Annotated in this window: 21 protein-coding genes; 5 read left to right on the top strand and 16 right to left on the bottom strand. The window is 72.9% G+C overall.

The window, feature by feature from the left end; all coding sequences use genetic code 11:
• Window positions 1-41: 41 nt before the first annotated feature.
• Both JAO84_RS30665 and JAO84_RS30660 read right to left on the bottom strand, forming a co-directional pair.
• Window positions 42-1,466, bottom strand: coding sequence for a phytoene desaturase family protein (locus JAO84_RS30665; protein WP_370415743.1), 1,425 nt, complete (start codon window positions 1,464-1,466; stop codon window positions 42-44).
• A gap of 59 nt (window positions 1,467-1,525) precedes the next feature.
• Complete coding sequence (locus JAO84_RS30660) at window positions 1,526-2,404, bottom strand: inositol monophosphatase (protein ID WP_370415742.1); 879 nt, start codon at window positions 2,402-2,404, stop codon at window positions 1,526-1,528.
• 137 nt (window positions 2,405-2,541) lie between these two features.
• On the opposite strand from JAO84_RS30660, the gene JAO84_RS30655 reads away from it, so the two are divergent.
• Both JAO84_RS30655 and JAO84_RS30650 read left to right on the top strand, forming a co-directional pair.
• On the top strand, window positions 2,542-3,597 hold the full coding sequence (locus JAO84_RS30655) for a biotin/lipoate A/B protein ligase family protein (protein ID WP_370415741.1): 1,056 nt from the start codon (window positions 2,542-2,544) through the stop codon (window positions 3,595-3,597).
• 20 nt (window positions 3,598-3,617) lie between these two features.
• Window positions 3,618-4,511, top strand: coding sequence for a hypothetical protein (locus tag JAO84_RS30650; protein ID WP_370415740.1), 894 nt, complete (start codon window positions 3,618-3,620; stop codon window positions 4,509-4,511).
• Between the two features lie 15 nt (window positions 4,512-4,526).
• Here the strand turns inward: JAO84_RS30650 and JAO84_RS30645 are convergent, their stop codons facing one another.
• The 12 genes from JAO84_RS30645 to JAO84_RS30590 form a co-directional block, all read right to left on the bottom strand.
• On the bottom strand, window positions 4,527-5,126 hold the full coding sequence (locus JAO84_RS30645; RefSeq protein WP_370415739.1) for a class I SAM-dependent methyltransferase: 600 nt from the start codon (window positions 5,124-5,126) through the stop codon (window positions 4,527-4,529).
• Between the two features lie 175 nt (window positions 5,127-5,301).
• Entirely contained in the window at window positions 5,302-6,825 is a 1,524-nt protein-coding gene (locus JAO84_RS30640; RefSeq protein ID WP_370415738.1) for an NCS1 family nucleobase:cation symporter-1, read from the bottom strand.
• 66 nt (window positions 6,826-6,891) lie between these two features.
• Window positions 6,892-7,908 (bottom strand): TIGR03842 family LLM class F420-dependent oxidoreductase, encoded by a 1,017-nt coding sequence (locus JAO84_RS30635; RefSeq protein ID WP_370415737.1) that lies wholly within the window; start codon window positions 7,906-7,908, stop codon window positions 6,892-6,894.
• Between the two features lie 13 nt (window positions 7,909-7,921).
• Window positions 7,922-9,325 (bottom strand): dihydropyrimidinase, encoded by a 1,404-nt coding sequence (gene hydA / locus JAO84_RS30630; protein ID WP_370415736.1) that lies wholly within the window; start codon window positions 9,323-9,325, stop codon window positions 7,922-7,924.
• 64 nt (window positions 9,326-9,389) lie between these two features.
• A complete protein-coding gene (locus tag JAO84_RS30625; RefSeq protein ID WP_370415735.1) occupies window positions 9,390-10,670 on the bottom strand; it encodes an aspartate aminotransferase family protein in 1,281 nt (426 codons plus the stop codon).
• The gene (locus JAO84_RS30620; protein WP_370415734.1) at window positions 10,667-11,509 is read right to left on the bottom strand and encodes a nitrilase-related carbon-nitrogen hydrolase; all 843 of its coding nucleotides are present in this window, start codon (window positions 11,507-11,509) and stop codon (window positions 10,667-10,669) included. Before JAO84_RS30620 ends, JAO84_RS30625 begins: the two co-directional genes overlap by 4 nt.
• A 196-nt stretch (window positions 11,510-11,705) precedes the next feature.
• Window positions 11,706-12,005 (bottom strand): hypothetical protein, encoded by a 300-nt coding sequence (locus JAO84_RS30615; RefSeq protein ID WP_370415733.1) that lies wholly within the window; start codon window positions 12,003-12,005, stop codon window positions 11,706-11,708.
• A complete protein-coding gene (locus JAO84_RS30610) occupies window positions 11,968-12,933 on the bottom strand; it encodes a hypothetical protein (RefSeq protein WP_370415732.1) in 966 nt (321 codons plus the stop codon). The genes JAO84_RS30615 and JAO84_RS30610 overlap by 38 nt, the downstream gene beginning before the upstream one ends.
• 53 nt (window positions 12,934-12,986) lie before the next feature.
• Complete coding sequence (locus JAO84_RS30605; RefSeq protein ID WP_370416906.1) at window positions 12,987-13,394, bottom strand: PPOX class F420-dependent oxidoreductase; 408 nt, start codon at window positions 13,392-13,394, stop codon at window positions 12,987-12,989.
• 27 nt (window positions 13,395-13,421) lie between these two features.
• Complete coding sequence (locus tag JAO84_RS30600) at window positions 13,422-14,681, bottom strand: alginate lyase family protein (protein WP_370415731.1); 1,260 nt, start codon at window positions 14,679-14,681, stop codon at window positions 13,422-13,424.
• A gap of 87 nt (window positions 14,682-14,768) precedes the next feature.
• Window positions 14,769-15,062 carry a hypothetical protein gene (locus JAO84_RS30595; RefSeq protein WP_370415730.1) on the bottom strand — a complete coding sequence of 98 codons (294 nt, stop codon included), beginning with the start codon at window positions 15,060-15,062 and terminating at the stop codon, window positions 14,769-14,771.
• A gap of 112 nt (window positions 15,063-15,174) precedes the next feature.
• Window positions 15,175-15,426, bottom strand: coding sequence for a helix-turn-helix domain-containing protein (locus JAO84_RS30590; RefSeq protein WP_370415729.1), 252 nt, complete (start codon window positions 15,424-15,426; stop codon window positions 15,175-15,177).
• A gap of 33 nt (window positions 15,427-15,459) precedes the next feature.
• Here JAO84_RS30590 and map point away from each other — a divergent pair, with 33 nt between their 5' ends.
• Complete coding sequence (gene map / locus JAO84_RS30585; protein WP_370415728.1) at window positions 15,460-16,227, top strand: type I methionyl aminopeptidase; 768 nt, start codon at window positions 15,460-15,462, stop codon at window positions 16,225-16,227.
• A 10-nt stretch (window positions 16,228-16,237) separates the two neighbouring features.
• Here the strand turns inward: map and ggt are convergent, their stop codons facing one another.
• The gene (ggt, locus tag JAO84_RS30580) at window positions 16,238-18,055 is read right to left on the bottom strand and encodes a gamma-glutamyltransferase (RefSeq protein WP_370415727.1); all 1,818 of its coding nucleotides are present in this window, start codon (window positions 18,053-18,055) and stop codon (window positions 16,238-16,240) included.
• A 106-nt stretch (window positions 18,056-18,161) separates the two neighbouring features.
• On the opposite strand from ggt, the gene JAO84_RS30575 reads away from it, so the two are divergent.
• Window positions 18,162-18,893 (top strand): hypothetical protein, encoded by a 732-nt coding sequence (locus JAO84_RS30575; protein ID WP_370415726.1) that lies wholly within the window; start codon window positions 18,162-18,164, stop codon window positions 18,891-18,893.
• Here the strand turns inward: JAO84_RS30575 and JAO84_RS30570 are convergent.
• On the bottom strand, window positions 18,847-20,100 hold the full coding sequence (locus tag JAO84_RS30570) for a cytochrome P450 (RefSeq protein WP_370415725.1): 1,254 nt from the start codon (window positions 20,098-20,100) through the stop codon (window positions 18,847-18,849). The genes JAO84_RS30575 and JAO84_RS30570 overlap by 47 nt on opposite strands.
• 148 nt (window positions 20,101-20,248) lie before the next feature.
• On the opposite strand from JAO84_RS30570, the gene JAO84_RS30565 reads away from it, so the two are divergent.
• The gene (locus JAO84_RS30565) at window positions 20,249-20,569 is read left to right on the top strand and encodes a hypothetical protein (protein ID WP_370415724.1); all 321 of its coding nucleotides are present in this window, start codon (window positions 20,249-20,251) and stop codon (window positions 20,567-20,569) included.
• Window positions 20,570-20,675: the final 106 nt, after the last annotated feature.

Here is a 20,675-nt window from a genome sequence, read left to right as displayed (position 1 = left end):
CGCGCCGCCGGGCCGCCGGGACATCCGGATTACGAGAGGGCTCAACGCCCGCCGGGCGTGCGCAGCCGGCGCCAGACGGCCTTGGCGGCGTTGTGGCCGGACATGCCGTGGACGCCCGGGCCGGGCGGGGTGGCGGAGGAACAGAGGAAGACCGCCGGGTGCCGGGTGTGGTACGGGAACAGGGAGAGCTTGGGGCGCAACACGAGCTGGAGTCCGCGGGCGGCGCCGCAGGCGATGTCGCCGCCGACGTAGTTGGGGTTGCGGGCGGCGAGTTCGGGCGGTCCCGCGGTGGCGCGGGCCAGGATCAGATCGCGGAAGCCGGGCGCGAAGCGTTCGATCTGCCGCTCGATGGCGTCGGTGAGGTCGCCGCGCCAGCCGTTGGGGACATGGCCGTAGGCCCAGAAGACGTGCTTGCCCTCGGGGGCGCGGCTCGGGTCCACCAGGCTGGGCTGGGCGGTGATGAGGAACGGGGTGTCGGGGGCGGTGCCGCCGGAGGCCTGGTGGAGGGCGGTGTCGATCTCGCCCATGGTGGGGCCGATCTGGACGGTGCCGGCCCGGCGGGCGGCCTCGCTGGTCCACGGCACGGGCCCGGACAGGGCGTAGTCGATCTTGAACGCGGCGGCGCCGTAGCGGTAGCCGTCGTAGGTGGCGCCGAGGCCGGCGATCCGGGCCAGGGCGGTGGGCGAGGTGTCGAAGACATAGGCGCGGGCCGGCGGGAGGTCGTCGAGCCGCTTGACCTCGAAGTCGGTGTGGACGGCGCCGCCGAGCTCCTTCAGATACCCGGCGAGGGCGTCGGAGATCGACTGGGAGCCGCCCCGGGGCAGCGGCCAGCCGGCCGCGTGCGCGGCGATCGCGAAGACCAGGCCGACGGCGCTGGTGGCGAGGCCGCCGAGCGGCGCGATGACATGGCCGACGAGCCCGGCGAACAGCCCGCGGGCCTTCTCGTCGCGGAAGCGGCGCAGCAGCCACGTGGCCGGCTGCACTCCGGTGAGGCCGAACCGGGCGAGGGTGACCGGGTCGCGCGGCAGCGCGGTGAGCGGCAGCTGCATGAAGTCCCGGAACAGGCTGTCCCAGTGCGGCAGGAACGGTGTGACGAGCCGCCGGTAGGCGCCGGCGTCGCGCGGGCCGAGGGAGGCCGCGGTCTCGGCGACGGAGCGGGAGAGGACGGCCGCGGTGCCGTCGTCCCAGGGGTGGGCCATGGGCAGCTCGGGGTGCAGCCACTCCAGGCCGTGCCGGTCCAGCGGCATGGTGTTGAAGACCGGCGAGCCGATGCCGAGCGGGTGCACGGCCGAGCAGGGGTCGTGGCGGAAGCCGGGCAGGGTGAGCTCCTCGGTGCGGGCGCCCCCGCCGACCGTCGGCTTCGCCTCGAAGACGGCGACCGAGAAGCCACGCCGGGCGAGCTCCACGGCTGCGGTCAGTCCGTTGGGCCCCGCCCCCACGACGACGGCATCGAGCATCGACGGCACCTTGGACTCCTTCGTCGGCCGGCCAAGGATCCCAGCATATTCCCGGCCCCGTACGGGACTTACCCGGCCCCGAGGAGTGACCGGATCCGGTCGGCGGTGGCCGCGTCGCGGGCCGCCGTGAACGGCAGGGCATTGCCGCCGGCGATCCGGAAGCGCTCGCCGGTGACGGTCAGGTCCGTGCCGCCGGCCTCTTCGAGGAGGAGCAGTCCCGCGGCGTGGTCCCAGGCGTACTCCCAGGAGAAGGCGACGGCGTCGAGCGCGCCCCGGGCCACCGCCAGGTATTCCAGGCCGGCCGAGCCGCAGGGGCGCGGGCGGACGCCCTCGGTGCGCAGACCGAGCAGGGCCCGCTTCTGGTCCGGGGTGGTGTAGTCGGGGTGCGAGGTCGCGACCTCCAGGACCGCTCCCGCGGCGGGCGCCCCGGCCCGTATCGGCGCGCCGTTCAGCGTGGCGCCGCGGCCCCGCACCGCGACGGCGAGCTCGTCCAGGGCGGGCGCGAAGGTGAAGGAGGCGAGCACCTCGCCGTGGAGCGCGAGGGCGACCAGGGTGCAGAAGCCGTCCTCGCCGCGGACGAACTGACGGGTGCCGTCCACCGGGTCGACGATCCACACCGGCGCGTCGCCCTTCAGCGCCTCGTAGGTCGCCGGGTCCGCGTGCACGGCCTCCTCGCCGACCACCACCGAGCCGGGCAGCAGCGCGGTGAGGGAGGCGGTCAGATGGGCCTCGGCGGCCCGGTCGGCGACGGTGACCAGGTCGTGCGGCCCGTTCTTCTGGTCGATCTCGGTGGCGTCGAGCTGCCGGAAGCGCGGCATGATCTCGACCGCGGCCGCCTTGCGGACGGCCTCCTCCACCTCGGCGGTGTCGCCGGCGAGCAGCCGGGCGAGGAAGTCGTCGTCCGTGGTCGCCCTCGTGTCCCGTGTCGTCACGCTTCGTTCGGTCATGCGTCCATCCCACCACACCCGTCTGACGTTCCGGGATCGCTGCGGCGACCTGTGGACAACCACGGGACGACCCTGCGGCCACGAGTACGCTTTGATCGCGTTCACCCCATGCATCCGTGTTGACTCAGGGAGGGCCCGTGCACGGCGAGTACAAGGTCCCGGGCGGCAAGCTGGTCGTGGTCGACCTCGACGTGGCGGACGGCGCGCTGCGCCGGGTCCGGGTCGCGGGCGACTTCTTCCTCGAACCCGACGAGGCGATCCTGGCGATCGACCGGGCCCTGGAGGGCGCGCCGGCCGACACCGACGCCGCCGGGCTCGCGGCCCGGATCGACCAGGCCCTGCCGCCGGGCACCCAGATGTTCGGCCTGACCACCGAGGGCATCGGGATCGCGGTGCGCCGGGCGCTCGCGCACGCCACGGACTGGACGGACTACGACTGGCAGCTGATCCACGAGCCGGCGCAGTCCCCCGCCCTGCACATGGCGCTCGACGAGGTGCTGACCGCCGAGGTCGCGGCGGGCCGCCGCCCGCCGACCCTGCGGGTCTGGGAGTGGGCCTCCCCCGCCGTGGTCATCGGCAGCTTCCAGTCCCTGCGCAACGAGGTGGACCCGGAGGCCGCCGAGCGGCACGGCATCGAGGTGGTCCGCCGGATCAGCGGCGGCGGCGCGATGTTCATCGAGCCGGGCAACACCATCACGTACTCCCTGTCGGTCCCCGACGCCCTCGTGCAGGGCCTGTCCTTCACCGACAGCTACGCGTATCTCGACGACTGGGTGCTCGGCGCGCTCGGCGACATGGGCGTCAAGGCCTGGTACCAGCCGCTGAACGACATCGCGACCGAGGCCGGCAAGATCGCCGGCGCCGCGCAGAAGCGGATGGTGGCCGGCGAGGGCGCGGTGCTGCACCACGTGACGATGGCGTACGACATCGACGCCGACAAGATGACCGAGGTGCTGCGCATCGGCCGCGAGAAGCTGTCCGACAAGGGCACCAAGAGCGCCAAGAAGCGCGTCGACCCGCTGCGCCGCCAGACCGGTCTGCCCCGCGAGGCGGTCATCGAACGCATGATCGCCTCCTTCCGCGCCCGCTACGGCCTCGCCGGGGGCAGCCTCACCGAGGAGGAGCTGACCCTCGCCAAGGAGCTGGCCGAGACGAAGTTCTCGACCCCGGAGTGGACGGCAAGGGTCCCGTAAGGGCCTTTTAGGCTGCCCGCATGCCGATACGGATCGATCACCCGGTGCGGCCGGGGCTGCGCATGGAGTGCGCGGACGACGGGCGGCTGCTGCTGACCCAGGGCGGGCGGCCGGTGCTGTTCGCGCGTCAGCGGGCGGCCCACCGCGGGGTGCACTACGCGCGCACCGGGCGGTACGTGTCCCCGCTCGCCCCGCCGCGCGCCGCCGACGACCGGGCCCTCGCCGCACTCGCGCCGCCCGGCTCCGAGGAGTGGACGGAGCGCTGGGCCGCGCGCTGGGCGGCGGAGCTGCGCGGGGCGGCCGAGGGGCCGCTGCACGAGGGCGACTGGCAGCTGGCACCGATGCTCCCGGGCTGGTTCGTCGAGGACCACTGGAAGCTGCTCCTCCCCCATGACACCGACCGGGGGCATCTCACCTGGTTCGGCTACGACGACCCGGTCGAGGACGCCCGCGACCTGCTGCCGCTGCGGGCGCTGTCCGCCCCGGACGCGCCGCGTGTGAAGGCGTACCGGCGCCGCTTCCGGGAGGGGCCGCTCGCGCCGGTGCTGCTGTGGTGGATCAGCGGGCTGAACGTGCCGGTGGTGCTCGACGGGCACGACCGGCTGGTCGCGGCGCTCGCCGAGGGCGGCCGGCCGCACGTCCTGCTGCTCTCCCGCGCGGTCGACGCCGGCTATGTGGCGGTGTGCTCCGAGCGGCCGCTCCGGGAGTACGAGGAGCGTATGGCGGCCCTGGAGCCCGGCCCGCTCGCCCCTGTGCGGGCCGGGGTGGCGAGCCGCCGCCTCGCGGACGCCCTGACGGCGATCGAGCGGGCGACGGAGATCACCCGAGCCTGGCCGCTGGCCGGCGGGGTCGCCGGGTGGGAGCGGGCCGCGGCGGCGCACGTACCGGGGTGGGCGCCGCCGCGTACTCCCTGAGACCGGGCCGTGCGGTCAGGCGGCGGCCGGGACGCGGGCGACGAGGACGAACTCGTTGTAGGGGAAGGCCTTGCCGATCGACCGGGCGAACGGGAACGAGTAGCTGCGCTCGACGACCAGACCCGCCTTCTCGGCGTGCGCGCGCAGCCCGTCGAAGTCGACGAAACGCACATGCGTGGCGTCCGTCTTGTAGCCCGCCTCCTGCGGACAGATCAGCACCACCGACCCACCCGGCTTCACCAGCGGCAGATACTGCTCCAGGACCGAGTTCCCCAGCGTCTCGTCCATGTGCTCCAGCACGTGCGCGCACAGCAGACTGTCGAAGGAGCCCGGGCCGCAGTCCGGGGCCGCGGCCAGCTCGTCCGGCGTGTACGCGTTCAGACCGCGCTCACGACAGGTCTCGACCGAGGTCGCGTTGTGGTCGACCCCCACACTCTCCGGCCCGCAGTTCAGCAGATTCCGTCCGATCCCACAGCCGACGTCGAGCACCCGCCCCAGACCCAGCCGCTTCAGATTCCACCGGTACGGCGCCTGAGTGGGCAGCAGACGTTTGATCCCCGAGTTCTCCAGCCGCGCGAGCCGCTGGGTGTAGTCGGAGGATTCCGTGCCGGACATCGACGACCGCCTTCTGTTGCGCTGTGTGAACGGAAAACGACACCGTGGGGGGTGGGTTACGGAGGCGTGCGTGCGTCCAGGCAGGCGTGAGGGCCCGCATGAGAGCCACGCCGCTCCGGTTTTCGGTGTCGTCGAGGCTAGGCCATCGTCGCCGTGCCGGTCCAGACCTGAGTGATCATCCGCGGTTCCGCAGCGTCATCAGACCGGTGTACAGGAGCAGCGAGGCGGCGAGGCCGACCGCCCAGCCGTAGTCGGCGAGCGGCTTCAGGAAGGGAATCAGGCCGTCCTCGGGGAACGGCCCGGTGCCGGGTGCGGAGTGGGAACCGCCGACCGCGAGCACCCCGCCGACCGCGAAGGCGAGCACGGCCGCCGGGTTCCAGCCGCCCCGGTACCAGTACGGCCCGTCGGCCCGGTAGAGGCCGCTCAGGTCGAGGCGGGTGCGGCGGACCAGCCAGTAGTCGGCGATGAGGATGCCCGCGACCGTACCGAGCAGTCCGCCGACCAGACCGAGCCAGGTGAAGATGTACAGCTCGGGGGTGGAGGTCAGCTTCCACGGCATGATCAGGACGCCGACGACGCCGGTGATCAGGGCGCCCTTGCGGAAGTCGACGAACCGCGGGGCAAGGTTGGCGAGGTCGTACGCGGGTGAGACGACGTTGGCGGCGATGTTCACCGACAGGGTCGCCACGAGCACGGTGACCAGGGCGAAGAGCAGTCCGAAGACGTTGTCGGTCTTGGCGGCGAGCGCCACCGGGTCCCAGACCGGCGCCCCGTACACCGCCTGCGAGCCGGAGGTCACCAGGACGGACAGCAGGGCGAAGAAGGTCATCGTGGTGGGCAGGCCGAGGGTCTGGCCCCAGACCTGGGCGCGCTGGCCGGCGCCGAAGCGGGTGAAGTCGGGGATGTTGAGGCTGAGGGTGGCCCAGAAGGCGATCATGCCCATGAGGGAGGGGAAGAAGACGGGCCAGAAGTCGGCTCCCCAGCCGAGTTCGGACGGCTGGTCGAGGAGCGGGCCGAAGCCGCCGGCCTTGACCGCGATCCAGACGAGCAGGGCGACGGCGCCGACGATCACGAAGGGCGCGGCCCAGTTCTCGAAGCGGCGCAGCGCGTCCATGCCGCGGTAGATGATCGCGAGCTCGAGCGCCCAGAAGAGGGCGAAGCACAGCCACAGGGTCCAGGGCTGTCCGGCGATCTTCGCGGCCGCGGCCCAGTCGCCGCCGAAGACCTTGTCGAGCAGGACGAAGACGCCCTGGCCGCCGATCCAGGTCTGGATCCCGAACCACGCGCACGCCACCCCGGCCCGGACCAGGGCCGGCAGATTCGCGCCGCGCAGCCCGAAGGAGGCGCGGGCGAGCACGGGGAAGGGGATGCCGTACTTCGGCCCGGCGTGCCCGGTGAGCAGCATCGGCAGCAGCACGATCACATTGGCGAGCGCAATGGTGAGCACCGCCTGCACCCAGTCCATGCCGAGCGCGACGAGCCCGGAGGCGAGCAGCCAGGACGGGATGTTGTGGGCCATGCCGACCCAGAGGGCGGCGAAGTTGTACGTGGTCCAGCGGCGGGCGCCGACGGGCACGGGCAGCAGGTCGTCGTTGACGAACCGCGGGTCGGTCCCGGCCGCGCCGGGCGGCAGCTCGACGCGGCCGGGGCCGGCTATCGCGGGGTCGGCGGGTCTGTCCGAGGGGGTGGTGGCGGTCATGGCGGCGGAACCCTTCCTGGGAGGAGTGGAGGGGCCGGGCGGTCGAGCGGTGGGGCCTTGGGGCGGTCAGGCGTTGAGCGCGGGGATGATCTCGGAGCCGTACGCGTCGATGGTGCCCTCGCGGTTGTCGTGCATGTCGTAGACGGCGAACTGGTCGACGCCGAGCTCGCGCAGCTGCCGCAGCTTCTCGATGTGGGCCTCGGCGGGGCCGACGAGACAGAAGCGGTCGACGATCTCGTCGGGGACGAAGGCGGTGTCGGGGTTGTCGGCGCGGCCGTGGTGGGAGTAGTCGTAGCCGTGCCGGTCCTTGATGTACGCGGTGAGCTCGTCCGGGACCATGGCGGAGTGCTCGCCGTACTTGGCGACCAGGTCGGCGACGTGGTTGCCGACCATGCCGCCGAACCAGCGGCACTGCTCGCGGGCGTGGGCCAGGGCCTCGGTCGAGGCGTCGGCCGTCACGTACGCGGGGGCGGCGACGCAGATGGTGAGCGCGTCGGGGTCGCGGCCGGCGTCCGTGGCGGCCTGGCGGACGGCCTTGACCATCCACTCGGTGAGGAAGGGGTCGGCGAGCTGGAGGATGAAGCCGTCGGCCTTCTGTCCGGCGAGGGCCAGCGCCTTCGGGCCGTAGGCCGCCATCCACACCGGCAGCTTGCCGTTCTTGATCCACGGGATGTGGATCGGGTTGCCGTCGACCTGGGCCTCGCGGCCCTCCGCGAGGTCGCGGATGACCTCGATGGCCTCGCCGAGCCGGGCCAGGGTGTTGGGCTTGCGGCCGGCGACGCGCATCGCGGAGTCGCCGCGGCCGATGCCGCAGACGGTCCGGTTGCCGTACATGTCGTTGAGGGTGGCGAAGGTGGAGGCGGTGACCTCCCAGGTGCGGGTGCCCGGGTTGGTGACCATGGTGCCGACGTGCAGCTTGGTGGTGTTGGCGAGGATCTGGCTGTAGATGACGAAGGGTTCCTGCCACAGCACGGCGGAGTCGAAGGTCCAGCCGTAGCGGAAGCCGTTGCGCTCCGCCCGGCGCATCAGGCCGACGACCTGGGACGCGGGCGGGTCGGTCTGCAGGACGAGTCCGAAGTCCAAGGGGGCGGCCTTCCTAGTTCAGGTACTGGCAGGTGGAGCGGGGGACGAAGCTGCCGTGTCCGGCGCGCCCGGTGAACTTGCGCTGCTCGATGACGGGTTCGCCGCGGGAGAGGACGGTCTCGACCTGGCCGGTGATCGTCTTCCCCTCGTAGGCCGAGTAGTCGACGTTCATGTGGTGGGTGGTCGCGGACAGGGTCTGGGTGGTGTGCGGGTCGTAGATGACGATGTCCGCGTCCGCGCCGGGCGCGATGGTGCCTTTCTGCGGATAGAGGCCGAACATCCTGGCCGGGGTGGCGCAGGCGATCTCGATCCAGCGGCGGCGCGAGATGTGCCCGTCCACGACGGCCTGGTGGAGCAGGTCCATGCGGTTCTCGACGCCCGGCAGACCGTTGGGGATCTTGGAGAAGTCGCCGCGGCCCAGCTCCTTCTGGCCGACGAAGCAGAAGGGGCAGTGGTCGGTGGAGACGACCTGGAGGTCGTTGGTGCGCAGGCCCCGCCACAGCGCCGCCTGGTGCTCCTTGGGCCGCAGCGGCGTGGAGCAGACGTACTTGGCGCCCTCGAAGTCCGGCTCGGCGAGGTTGTCCGTGGAGAGGAAGAGGTACTGCGGGCAGGTCTCGCCGAAGACCGGCAGTCCCTTGTCGCGGGCCGCCGCCAGTTCGGCGACGGCCTCCTCCGCCGAGACGTGGACGACATAGAGCGGGGCTCCCGCGACCCGGGCGAGCTGGATCGCCCGGTGGGTGGCCTCCGCTTCGAGGAGGGCCTTGCGGACCTCTCCGTGATAGCGGGGGTCGGTCTCGCCGCGGGCCAGGGCCTGTTCGACGAGGACGTCGATCGCGATGCCGTTCTCGGCGTGCATCATGATCAGCCCGCCGTTCTCGGCGCCGCGCTGCATGGCCCGCAGGATCTGTCCGTCGTCGCTGTAGAAGACCCCCGGATAGGCCATGAACAGCTTGAACGAGGAGATGCCCTCCTGGACCAGCCGGTCCATCTCCTTCAGGGTGTGCTCGTTGACGTCGGAGAGGATCATGTGGAAGCCGTAGTCGACGGCGCAGTTGCCGTCGGCCTTGGCGTACCAGGCGTCCAGGCCCTCGCGCAGCGGGTGGCCGACGCTCTGCACCGCGAAGTCGACGACGGTGGTGGTGCCGCCCCAGGCCGCGGCCCGGGTGCCGGTCTCGAAGGTGTCGGAGGCGAAGGTGCCGCCGAAGGGCAGCTCCATGTGGGTGTGGGCGTCGACGCCGCCCGGGACGACATAGCGGTCGGTGGCGTCGATCGTACGGTCGGCGGTCCAGCCGGCGGCGAGGTCGGAGCCGTGGGCGGCGAGGGCCACGACGCGGCCCTCCTCGATCAGGACGTCGGCGTGCAGTTCGTCGGCGGCGGTGACGACCAGGCCGCCGCGGATCAGGGTGCGGGTGCTCACGGGAATCTCCCCTGCGAACGTGCGGGATCGCGAACGAGCGGGACGCGAACTGGAGGGACGCGAACTAGAGGGATCGGAGGGCCTGTTCGAGGACGGCCGCGCCTTCCTCGGCCTCGGCGACGGTGAGCGACAGCGGGGGCGCGATGCGCAGGCCGGTGGTGTTGTGGCCGCCGCCCTTGCCGATGAGCAGGCCGTTCGCCCGGGTCTCCTCCAGGACGGCGGACGCGGCGTCGGGGTTGGCCCGGTCGGTGCCGGGTTCGGTGAGCTCGATGCCGATCATGAGGCCGCGGCCGCGCACCTCGCGTACGGCGTCGACGCCGGCGGCGACACCGCGCAGGCGCTCGAGGAGCAGACCGCCGACCCGGCGGGCGTTGCCCTGGAGGTCGTGTTCCAGGAGGTAGCCGAGGTTGGCGAGGCCGGCGGCCATGGTGACCGGCGAACCGCCGAAGGTGGAGATGGAGTTGGCGTCGAGACAGTTCATGATCTCGGCGCGGGCGACCACACCGCCGATGGACATGCCGTTGCCGATGCCCTTGGCGAAGGTCAGCATGTCGGGCGGTCCGGCCTGGCCGTGCGCCTGCCAGCCCCAGAAGTGCTCGCCGGTGCGGCCCCAGCCGGTCTGCACCTCGTCGGCGATCCACAGGATGCCGTGCCGGTCGAGGACCCGGCGGAAGGCGGCGTAGAGGCCGTCGGGCGGGGAGGTGAAGCCGCCGACGCCCTGGATGGGCTCGGCGATGAGGGCGGCGACGTCGCGGGTGTGCCCGAGGAGGTCTTCGAGGTCGGCGACGCACGCCTCGATGAACCGCTCGTCGGTGAGCCCGGCGTACGGGCCGCGGCCGCGCACGCCGCCGTGCACGTACAGGGTCTGCAGCGGGGAGAGGCCGGTGGGCGACCAGGCGCGGTTGCCGGTGATGCCGACGGTGGAGAAGGAGCGCCCGTGGTAGCTGTTGCGCATCGCCAGGATCTGGTTGGAGCGCCGGTAGGCGGTGGCGAGCAGCAGGGCGGTGTCGTTGGCCTCGGTGCCGGAGGTGGTGAAGAAGACCCGGGCGTCGGGGATGCCGGAGAGGGTGGCGATCCGCTCGGCGAGCTCCACCATGGGGCGGTTGAGGTAGAGGGTGGAGGAGTGGATGATCCGCGCGGCCTGTTCGGCGACGGCCTTGGTGACCTCGGGGAGGGCGTGGGCGGTCATGGTGGTGAGGATGCCGCCGAAGAAGTCGAGGTAGCGCCGGCCGTCGGCGTCCCAGACGTACCGGCCCTCGCCGTGGGTGAGCTCGATGGGCTCCTTGTAGTAGAGGGCGACCCAGTCGGGGATGACGGCGCGGTGGCGGTGGTAGAGGCTGTTCACGGCTGCACCAGCCCGTCGTAGGCGTCGGGGCGGCGGTCGCGGTAGAACGCCCATTGCTGCCTGACCTGTTCGATCAGATCGAAGTCGAGGTCGCGCACGACGAGTTCCTCCTCCTTGGCGGAGGCGACGTCGCCGACGAACTGGCCGCGCGGGTCGACGAAGTAGCTGGTGCCGTAGAAGTCGTTGTCGCCGTACTCCTCGATGCCGACGCGGTTGATCGCGGCGACGAAGTACTCGTTGGCGACGGCCGCGGCGGGCTGCTCCAGCTGCCAGAGGTAGGAGGAGAGGCCGCGGTGGGTGGCCGACGGGTTGTAGACCAGCTGGGCTCCGTTGAGGCCGAGTTGGCGCCAGCCCTCGGGGAAGTGCCGGTCGTAGCAGATGTAGACGCCGACCTTGCCGACGGCGGTGTCGAAGACCGGCCAGCCCAGGTTGCCCGGGCGGAAGTAGTACTTCTCCCAGAAGCCCTTCACCTGGGGGATGTGGTGCTTGCGGTACTTGCCGAGGTAGGAGCCGTCGGCGTCGATGACGGCGGCGGTGTTGTAGTAGAAGCCGGCGCCCTCGACCTCGAAGACCGGGACGACGATCACCATCCCGGTCTCCCGGGCGAGCTCCTGCATCCGGCGCACGGTGGGCCCGTCGGGCACGGGCTCCGCCCAGCGGTAGTGCTCGGGTTCCTGCACCTGGCAGAAGTAGGGGGCGTTGAACACCTCCTGGAACCCGATGACCTTCGCGCCCTGCCGGGCGGCCTCGCGGGCGTGCTCCTCGTGCTTGGCGATCATGGATTCGGTGTCGCCGGTCCAGGTCGCCTGGACGAGCGCGGCGCGTACGACGTCGGTCATGAGCTGCTCCTTCGGCGCGGCGTCAGAGAGCCTCTACGCACGTAGACGCGGTGCGTAGAGAGAGAACGTAAGCCCCGTCACACCCCGGAGCAAGACCACTGCCGTGAAGTAGCGGAGTCGATCATGTTTCATACCCGAGTGGTCCACGTCGGACACGTACCGACACGTACCGGCACGTCCGAGTCGTCTCGACCGGTCAGACGAGGCCCGCGACCCGCAGGGCGTGCAGCAGGTCGCGTTCACGGGCCGGGGAGAGGGCCCGGGCGGCGGCGCGCAGCTCGGGGACGAGGGCGGCCGGGTCGGCGGCGGCAAGCGCGGCGGCGTCCTCGGGCGTACGGCGGCCCAGGAAGGCGCCGAGCAGGGCGTGCGTCTCCGCGTCCCGGCGTACGGCGCGCAGCGCGGCACAGGCCCCGGCGAGATCGGCCACCGGACGGGCCGCGCCCTGACGGAGCAGCCGGTCACGGTCGTCCGTCCGGCCCGCGTCGGCGAGCGCCACGGCGACGGCGGCGAGCCGGGCGGGCGGCAGGTCCGCGGCCTCCCAGAGCAGGGTGGCCCAGTCGGCGGCGAGCCCGGCCGCCGCCAGCTCGTCCGCGAGCGCGGGCAGCCACCCGGGCGGCCCGGCGAGCGCCTCGCAGAGCAGGGCGTGGGCCTCGCCGGTACGCCCCTGGGCGCGGAGCCGGCGCAGCGCGTAGACCGCGTTCCCGGCGGCGCGCGCGGCGCGGGCGACCTCGTCCGGAGCCGGGGCCGGGGCCGGGGGTGATGTCGGCGGGCGGTGCCGGGTCGGCCGGGGCGGGGGCGAAGCGGGCGCCCCGGGGCGCGGCGAGCGGCGCCGCCGCCGGGACCGGCCCGGCGGCCGGCTCCCCCACCGGGTTCACCACGGGCTCCGGCTCCTCCGCCACCCAGGCATAGCGGGCCCCGCGCGGCCGGCGCCGTACCGGCTCGGGCGGTTCAGGCCGTTCGAGGCGTTGCAGGCGTTCGAGGCGTTCGGTCAGCTCGGCGACCCGGGCGGTGGCGCGGGCGTGGTCGTCCTGGGCCCAGTACAGGGCGCCGTCCGGGTCGGGCCGGCCGCTCAGCTCCCGGATGCGCTGCTCCGCGTACCGGATCTCCTCGGCCATCAGGGCGCGCCGTTCGGTCAGCGCCGCCGCCCCGCCGGGCCCTTGGTCGTGGGCGGCCGCGGCGGCCCGGTGCAGGGCCCGGCCGCGCAGCGCGCGCGGCCCGTCGACCGGTTCACCCAGGTCCTGGAGCAGGGACTCGGCGACGTCCCAGGGCAGGATGTCCGTACCGCCGAAGCAGGCGCGCATCCCCTCCGGGTCGCGGGCGGCGAAGACCCCGTACCAGCCCTGACCCGGTTCGAGCCGGCCCGCGAGCTCGCTGAGCCAGCCGGTGAACGCGGCGATGTCCGCCGGGAGTTGATGCACCGTCATTCCACTGCCCCTTTGGTCCAGGGGCAGTGGACCACACGAGTGTTACGGGACGACTACGCAGAGTTTTCGGGCGCCTCACGCGCGGGGAAGCTCACCACGACGCCGGTGTGCGGGCGCTTGCCGAGCCGGGCGATCGTCGCGGGCCAGTCGACGGCCCAGAACTGCCAGGTGTACTTGCGGGACAGCAGCTTGCGGACCCGCCGCAGCTCCTCCCCGGTGACCAGCCGGGCCGTGCCCTCGGCCGGTACGGCGTCAGCGGCCACGTTGCCGCGCACGTCGCAGACGGCGGCGACGACCCGGGGGTCGTTGCGCAGCCGCTTGACCTTCCAGGACTCGGTGCGGGTCCAGGCGTACAGCTCGTCGCCCTCGACCGCGTACCAGACGGGGGTGGCGACCCCGGTGCCGTTCTTCCGGAAGGTGGTGAGACTGACGTAGCGGCCGTGCCGCAGCTCTTCGGGCATCGTGGTGTCGGGGGTCACGGGCAGAGGCTACGCGGTGCTCGGGTTGGCCGCGTGGGTGAGGGTCTCCCAGGCGACGAAGAGGTCGTCGGTGCCGCCGGGCCGCTGGCTCCGGGCGAGCTTCGCGGTCTCCGGGAGGTCGCGGTGCATCCGGCCCTGCAGGTGGTTGAGGGCGACCTCGACGTCCGGGCCCATGGTGCGCTCGACCTTGCCGCCGCACAGCCAGCGGGGCGGGGTCGCGCCGAGCTGGTAGCGGGCGTGGAACTCCAGGGCGGCGGTGAGCCGGTCGGCCTCCTCGCGGTAGAGGTCGAGGCCCTGGTGCCAGGCGGTCTCGGCGATGTGCGCGGTGGCGGCGAGGGAGTAGCCGATGTGCATGAAGTTGCGGCAGGTCTCCTGGCCGAGGCCGTCGCGGTAGGTGCGCTGTCCGAACCAGTACGTGGCGAGCTGGTCGGCGGTCTTGATGGTGCCGCCGGGCGGGGGCTTGGGCAGGGCGCCGTCGGAGGCGAGGTAGAAGTAGGCGGGGACACGGGCGCGGTAGCGCCGTACCGAGTCCTCGAAGAGCGTGCGGTCCTCCAGGAACACGGCCATGCCCATGGCGGCGTCGGTCATCGCCAGTTCCCAATTGCCGTTGTAGTCGGGGACCTTGGCGGTGACGTCGGGCAGATAGGCCTTGCGCAGCATCCACTTGAAGCGCTGCACCTCGGGGCCCTTCCAGGCCGGGTAGCCGGCGTGCACGATGTCGGCGGCGCGCGCCCAGGAGGAGCCGGACCAGGCGGTCTGCAGGTCGGCGTCGTCGCGGGTGTGCCGCTTCACCGTCTTCGACCAGGCGTTCATGATCTCGACGGCCTTGTCGGCGTGCGCGCGCTCGCCGGTGACGGACCACATCAGGGCGTGGGTGTACGCGGCGATGGCGTCCGCGCGTTCGGCGACGCAGGCGTCGGTGCCGGCGTTGGACGCGCAGGCGACGACCTCGGCGGGGTGCGGGGTGTAGTCGAGCGCGGCGTACTTGCTGGCGCTCATCGCCTCGAACGCCGACTTCCACGGCTCCTGCCCGGCGGCGACGTGCTTGCGGACGGCCGCGAGCTGGGCGCCGCCGACGACGACGCCCGGGTGTCGGAAGTGCTCGGGGGCGGTGCCCGCGGGCGGCGCGGCGGCCTGCGGCGCGTCGCTGCCGGTGCCACCGCAGCCGGTGGCGCCGGCGGCGATCAGAAGCGTGGCGGCGAGGCCGGCGAGGGCCTTGGCCGCCGGGCGGGGTGCGGGGCGCGGCGCGAGCTGCTGACGACGGTTCACGCGTCCACGGTGGGGCCGGGCGCCCGGCGGCGCATCCGCTGCTAGGCCACGGGGCTGAGGCCGGCGGGCCTGGGGGCCAGGGCCGGGCTAGCGCTCGATGGCGCTGAGTCCCTTGCGCAGGTCGTCCGGGTTCATGACCGGCGAATAGTGGATCTTGGCGTTGAGCCCCATGAAGAAGGGCTCCGAGACGGCCGGCAGCTCCGACGGGTCGGCCAGGTCGAAGAACAGATAGCCGGTCCGGCAACCGTCCTCCACGGTGAAGTAGGCGGCCTCGGGGCGCAGCTTCTCCAGCGCGGCTTCCATGGTCTTCTGGAGGGTGCCCTGCTTGATGGCCTCGTTGGAGGCCTCCGTGTCCATCTGAACCTTCAGCAGCATACGCATGGCACGGCCTTTCCCGGCCGGGCGGAGGGCCCCGTGCGGTGCACCTCGGCACACCCGGACGCGCTCCCTTCCAGCGTCCTCCCTCCGCCACGCCGGGACCACTCGGCGGGGGTCATACGGGGACGAAGGCGCAGCGGGTGACGAGTTCGTCCATCGAGATGTGGAGGACGCCGGCGAGCGCGGCGACCGTGAAGAAGGCGGGGGTGGGGGCGCGGCCGGTCTCGATCTTGCGGAGGGTCTCGGCGGAGAGACCGGCGGCGGCGGCGATCTCGGCCATGGAGCGGTCGCCGCGGGCCTCGCGGAGCAGCCGGCCGAGCCGCTCGCCGCGTTCGCGTTCTTCGGGGGTGAGGGGTGTGCGCACCATGCGACCCATTCTAATACCGGTATAGTAATTGGCATGGTGGAGATCAAGACGGATGCGAACCTGCTGCTCATGCGCGAGGCCGGCCGGGTGGTGGCCCAGGCCCTCCAGGCGGTACGGGACAAGGCGGCGCCCGGGGTGACCCCGGCCGAACTCGACGGCGTGGCCCGGGAGGTGCTTGCGGCGGCCGGCGCGGGCTCGCCCTTCCTGGGCTACCGGCCGAACTGGGCCCTCGTGCCCTTCCCGGCCACGCTGTGCCTCTCGGTGAACGACGCGATCGTGCACGGCGTCCCGGACGCCACGCCGCTCGCCGACGGCGACCTGGTGAGCGCGGACTTCGGAGCGGTGCTCGACGGCTGGGTCGGCGACGCGGCGATCAGCTTCACCGTCGGCCGGGCCCGCCCGGCGGACACCCGGCTGATCGACACGGCCTACGCGGCCCTGGAGGCCGGCATCGCGGCGGCCGTCGTCGGCAACCGGGTCGGCGACATCGGCCACGCGATCGCCCGCGTCTGCCGCACCGCGGGGTACGGCATCCCCGACGGCATGGGCGGCCACGGCGTCGGCCGCTCGATGCACGAGGGCCCGGACGTCCCCAACGAGGGCCGCCCGGGCCGCGGCATGCCGCTGCGCCACGGCATGGTGCTCGCGATCGAGCCGATGCTCATCGCCGGCGGCGACGACGCCCACTACACGGCCCCCGACGGCTGGACCATCCGCACCCTCGACGGCTCCCGCGCGGCCCACACCGAACACACCATCGCCATCACGGACGCGGGCCCGCGCATCCTGACGGCGCTGTAGGCCGTCTGCGCTACAGAGCGGGCCGGACCACCATCGCCGAGCCGCCGCCGCGGCGGGTGGGTTCGGCGGCGGCCAGCCAGCGGCCGTCGGGGAGGCGTTGGACGCCGGTGGCGGCGCCGATTTCGGGGTTCTGACGGAAGGCGTGGCCGATCGATTCGAGGTCGGCCTTCAACGGGCTGTTCCAGAGGGCCGGTTCGAGCTCGGTCGTGGGCTGGTTGCGCTGGCTGGCGCGGGGGGCGGCGATGGCGTCGAGCAGGGGGAGGCCGCGGTCGACGACGCCGGTGAGGGTCTGCAGGACAGTGGTGATGATCGTGGCGCCGCCCGGGGAGCCGAGGGCGAGGACCGGGCGGCCGGTGCGGTCGAGGACGATCGTCGGGGAGATCGAGGAGCGCGGGCGTTTGCCGGGGCCGGGGAGATTGGGGTCGTGGACGGCGGGGTTGGCGGGGGCGAAGGAGAAGTCGGTCAGCTCGTTGTTGAGCAGGAATCCGCGGCCCGGGACGGTGATGCCGCTGCCGCCGGTGGACTCGATGGTGAGGGTGTAGGCGACGACGTTGCCCCACTTGTCGGCGACCGTGAGGTGGGTGGTGTTCTCGCCCTCGTACGTGGTGGGGGCGGCGGTGCCGCCGACCGCGCAGGGCGCCGGGTCGCGCGGGTCGCCCGGCGCGAGCGGGCTGGTCAGGGCGGCGTCGTCGCGGATCAGGCAGGCCCGGGAGTCGGCGTACCGCTGCGAGAGCAGGCCGCGGACCGGCACGTCCTCGAAGGCGGGGTCGCCGACCCAGCGCCCGCGGTCGGCGAAGGCGATCCGGCTCGCCTCGATGAAGCGGTGCAGATACGCGGCCTGGGAGGCCCGCGAGAGGTCGGTGGACTCCAGGATGTTCAGCGCCTCGCCGACGCTCGTGCCGCCGGAGGACGAGGGCGCCATGCCGTACACGTCGAGGCCCCGGTAGGACACCTTGGTGGGGCGCCGCAGCACCGTCTCGTAGCGCGCGAGGTCCCGCTCCGTCAGATCACCCGAGCGGACCACCCGGGTCGCCCCGGCCCGTACCGGCGGGTGCTGCACCGTGTTGACGATGTCGCGGGCCAGCGGGCCCCGGTAGAGCGCGCCGACGCCCTCCCGGCCGAGCTTCTCGTACGTACGGGCCAGGTCGGGGTTCTTGAAGACCGAGCCGACGACCGGCAACTGCCCGCCGGGCAGGAAGAGTTCGGCGGAGGCCGGGAAGTCGCGGAAGCGTGCCTCGTTGCCCGCGGTCTGGGCGCGGAAGGTGGCGTCGACGGTGAAGCCGTCGCGGGCGAGCCGCTCGGCCGGTTGCAGGAGCTTGCCCAGCGGTTTGCTGCCCCAGGCGTCGAGCGCCGTCTCCCAGGTGGCGGGGGTGCCGGGGGTGCCGACGCCCCGGCCGCTGGTCATGCCCTCCTCGAAGGGGATGGGCACGCCGTTCTCGGTGAAGAGGTGCGCGTCGGCGGAGCCGGGCGCGGTCTCGCGCCCGTCGACGGTGTGCACCGTACGGGTCTTGGCGTCGTAGTAGACGAAGTAGCCGCCTCCGCCGATGCCCGCCGAGTACGGCTCGGTGACGCCCAGCGCGGCGGCCACGGCGACGGCGGCGTCCACGGCGTTGCCGCCCTTGCGGAGCACCTCGACGCCGGCGGCGGAGGCGTCCGCGTCGACGCTGGCGACGGCCCCGCCCCAGCCGGTGGCGACCGGCACCTTGGCGAGGGCCGGGCCCGGCGGCGCGGCGGCCGGCGGGGCCGCGGCGCCCACCGAGAGCACCGTCACGGCGACCGCCAGGACCGATCCGTTGCGTACGGCGAAGCGCCGCGTCCGAGACTGCATGCCAACCTCCAGTCAACGCCCGTTTGCGCAGCGTAACTTCTGTCCGCGCCTCCCGTCAGGACCGCCTCTCGAACAGTCGACCGGTCGCCCAGTAGCATGCCCGCCCATGAACGAAGACCTGCGCAACGTCATCCTGGGCGTGCTCGCCACCGGCGTCAGCGGCTCCCTCGGCTGGCTGACCCGCACCTACTTCTGGCGCCGCCGGCTGCGCCGCAAGCAGGCCTTCTTCGGGCTGCCCGCCGGCTCGGAGTGCCTGCTCGTGGTGAACCGGCTGGCGGGCAGCGAGCGCGGGGTGCACGCCACCGACGTGTCGGCGCTGCTCGAACTGTCGGCGCTGATCAAGGACTGCGGGGCCCGGCCCCGGATCGTGCAGCACGACACGGCCCGTCAGGGCCTGGGCGAGATAGCCGAATTCTGCATCGGCGGGCCGTACTCCAATCGGCGGATGGCCGCCCATCTGCCGAATCTGCTGCCGGGGCTCACGATGAACGTCGAGCAGGACCCGCCAGAGGACCGCGGGATGTTCACCGTGGCGGGCGAGACCTACCGCCCGGAGTGGGGCGTCAGCGAGTACGTCGTCCTCGCCCGGCTCACCCGTGGTGAGGGCGGCCGGCCGGTGTTCCTGCTCTGCGGCCAGGCCGCGGTCACCAACCAGGCCGCCGCGCGCCATCTGGCCCGCCACCACAAGGCGCTGGCCGGCAAGTACGGCCAGGACGGCTCCTTCGTGCTGCTGCTGCGGGTGGTCAACTCCCAGGCGTACGGCCCCGATGTGGTGGAGCTGGTCGCCGATCTCACGCGCGTGGCGCGCACTCCGCAAGCCGCACCGGCAGCGACTTGATCCCGTTGATGAAGTTGGACACGAGCCGGCGGGGCGGCCCGGCGGGCGCCAGACCCGGCAGTACGGCGCGCGCCTCCTCGTAGAGGACGCGCAGCTGGAGCCGGGCGAAGTGCGCGCCGAGGCAGACGTGCGGTCCGTCGCCGAAGGAGACGTGCGGATCGGGCGTGCGGCCCAGGTCGAGCCGGTGGGGGTCGGTGAAGGCCCGCTCGTCGTGGTTGGCGGAGGCGTGGAAGACGACCACCTTGTCCCCGGCGGCGATCTTCACCCCGGCGAGTTCGGTGTCGCGGGCGGCGGTGCGGCGGAAGGAGAGCACGGGCGGGTGCCACCGGAGCAGTTCGTCGACGGCGGTGTCCATGCCGACCTCGCCGTGCCACAACGCCCGCTGCTGGTCCGGGTGTTCGGCGAGGGCGAGCAGCCCGCCGGGGGCGGCGCTGCGGACGGTGTCGTTGCCGGCGACGGTGAGCAGGAAGAAGAACATCTCCAGTTCGGCGTCACGGAGTTCGGAGGCGGCGAGGGTGGTCATCACGTCGTCGGCGGGATGCTTCCGCTTGTCCGCGGCGAGCTCCTGCGCGTAGGCGAACATCTCGGCCAGCATCGCGGGTGAGCGGGGATTGACCGGCCGGCCGTCGGGGCCGAGGACGGGCGGCTCGTCGGGGTCCTGGTAGGCGATGACCCGCTCGGTCCAGGTGTGCAGGAGGCCCCGGTCGGCGGCGGGCACGCCGAGCAGATCGGTGAGGTTGAGCAGGGCGAACTCGCCGGTGACGGCGGACACCAGGTCGATCTCGGGCCCGGACTCCCGTGCGGCGAGGAGGAGTTCGCGGGCTCGCGCGCGGGCGGTGACGGCGAACCGCTCGATCCGCCCGGGCGTGAAGGCCCGGCTGACGAGGCGGCGCAGCCGGCCGTGGTGCGGAGGGTCCTGGTTGAGCATCATCCGCCGGATGAACGGCAGGTCGGCCGGGTCGGGGTCGCGGATCTGGGTGGCGCCGAGGTACGAGGAGTATCCGGCGGCGTCCTTGAGGACCCGTACGACGTCGGCGTGCCGGGTGACGGCCCAGAAACCGGGCCCGGCGGGCCAGCCGAGGATCTCCGGCTCCCGCTGACGGGCGACCGGCCACCGGTCCCGGAGCAGCCGGAAGCGCTCGTGCGGGATCCCGGCGGCGTAGATCCGCGGGTCGAAGACGTCGGGTGTGGCGTCCGGCTTTTCCACCGACCCTCCCGTCGGAGTGAAGACGTCACCATCATGACAGGTCAGCGGCTGATTTCGTAGGACGGAACGCACAGTTCGGGAGCCTTGTCCGGGGTGTCCTCCGACTCCCAGAATCTCCGTCGTGCATCACACGGAGAACAGGGGGCACATGGGGAAGATCGATCACGACGCGGTGTTGCGGGCACGGGTGTTGCTCCTGGGGAGCAAGCAACTGGGCGCGTGGGACGACATCTCGTGGGAGGAGGTGCTGGCGTACCGGGTGCTCGCGGAGGTGAGCCCGAGGGCGTATCTGCCGAAGCTGGTCGACGGGCTGCTGCTTGCGGCCGGCCGCAGCGGGGACCGGCGGGTGCGCCTCGACCTGGCGACCGAGGCGGTGGCGGCCGCGCGGCGGATCCCGGACGACGTGCCCGGCGGGGAGGGACGGCTGCGCCACGCACTGGAGGCGCAGCGGGCGGCCACGGCCCCGTGAGCCGGGCGGGGCGCCGGTGACCTCGGGGGCGAGGGCTCACCGCACTGACGCGAACCGGCCAATCGTTACCCATGCGTAACTTACCGACCAGTTACCTCCGGTAAGG

It is taken from the genome of Streptomyces fradiae, assembly GCF_041270065.1.
Lineage (GTDB): Bacteria > Actinomycetota > Actinomycetes > Streptomycetales > Streptomycetaceae > Streptomyces.
Note: the sequence above shows the minus strand (reverse complement) of the source record. Positions and strands in the feature narration are given on the sequence as shown.

Coding starts and splice junctions, on each gene's coding strand:
- JAO84_RS30650 (WP_370415740.1), top strand. CDS start 3,618: ATGCCGATACGGATCGATCACCCGGTGCGGCCGGGGCTGCGCATGGAG.
- JAO84_RS30595 (WP_370415730.1), bottom strand. CDS start 15,062: ATGCGTATGCTGCTGAAGGTTCAGATGGACACGGAGGCCTCCAACGAG.
- JAO84_RS30620 (WP_370415734.1), bottom strand. CDS start 11,509: ATGACCGACGTCGTACGCGCCGCGCTCGTCCAGGCGACCTGGACCGGC.
- JAO84_RS30565 (WP_370415724.1), top strand. CDS start 20,249: ATGGGGAAGATCGATCACGACGCGGTGTTGCGGGCACGGGTGTTGCTC.
- ggt (WP_370415727.1), bottom strand. CDS start 18,055: ATGCAGTCTCGGACGCGGCGCTTCGCCGTACGCAACGGATCGGTCCTG.
- JAO84_RS30660 (WP_370415742.1), bottom strand. CDS start 2,404: ATGACCGAACGAAGCGTGACGACACGGGACACGAGGGCGACCACGGAC.
- JAO84_RS30610 (WP_370415732.1), bottom strand. CDS start 12,933: ATGACGGTGCATCAACTCCCGGCGGACATCGCCGCGTTCACCGGCTGG.
- JAO84_RS30575 (WP_370415726.1), top strand. CDS start 18,162: ATGAACGAAGACCTGCGCAACGTCATCCTGGGCGTGCTCGCCACCGGC.
- JAO84_RS30590 (WP_370415729.1), bottom strand. CDS start 15,426: ATGGTGCGCACACCCCTCACCCCCGAAGAACGCGAACGCGGCGAGCGG.
- map (WP_370415728.1), top strand. CDS start 15,460: ATGGTGGAGATCAAGACGGATGCGAACCTGCTGCTCATGCGCGAGGCC.
- JAO84_RS30640 (WP_370415738.1), bottom strand. CDS start 6,825: ATGACCGCCACCACCCCCTCGGACAGACCCGCCGACCCCGCGATAGCC.
- JAO84_RS30645 (WP_370415739.1), bottom strand. CDS start 5,126: ATGTCCGGCACGGAATCCTCCGACTACACCCAGCGGCTCGCGCGGCTG.
- JAO84_RS30605 (WP_370416906.1), bottom strand. CDS start 13,394: ATGCCCGAAGAGCTGCGGCACGGCCGCTACGTCAGTCTCACCACCTTC.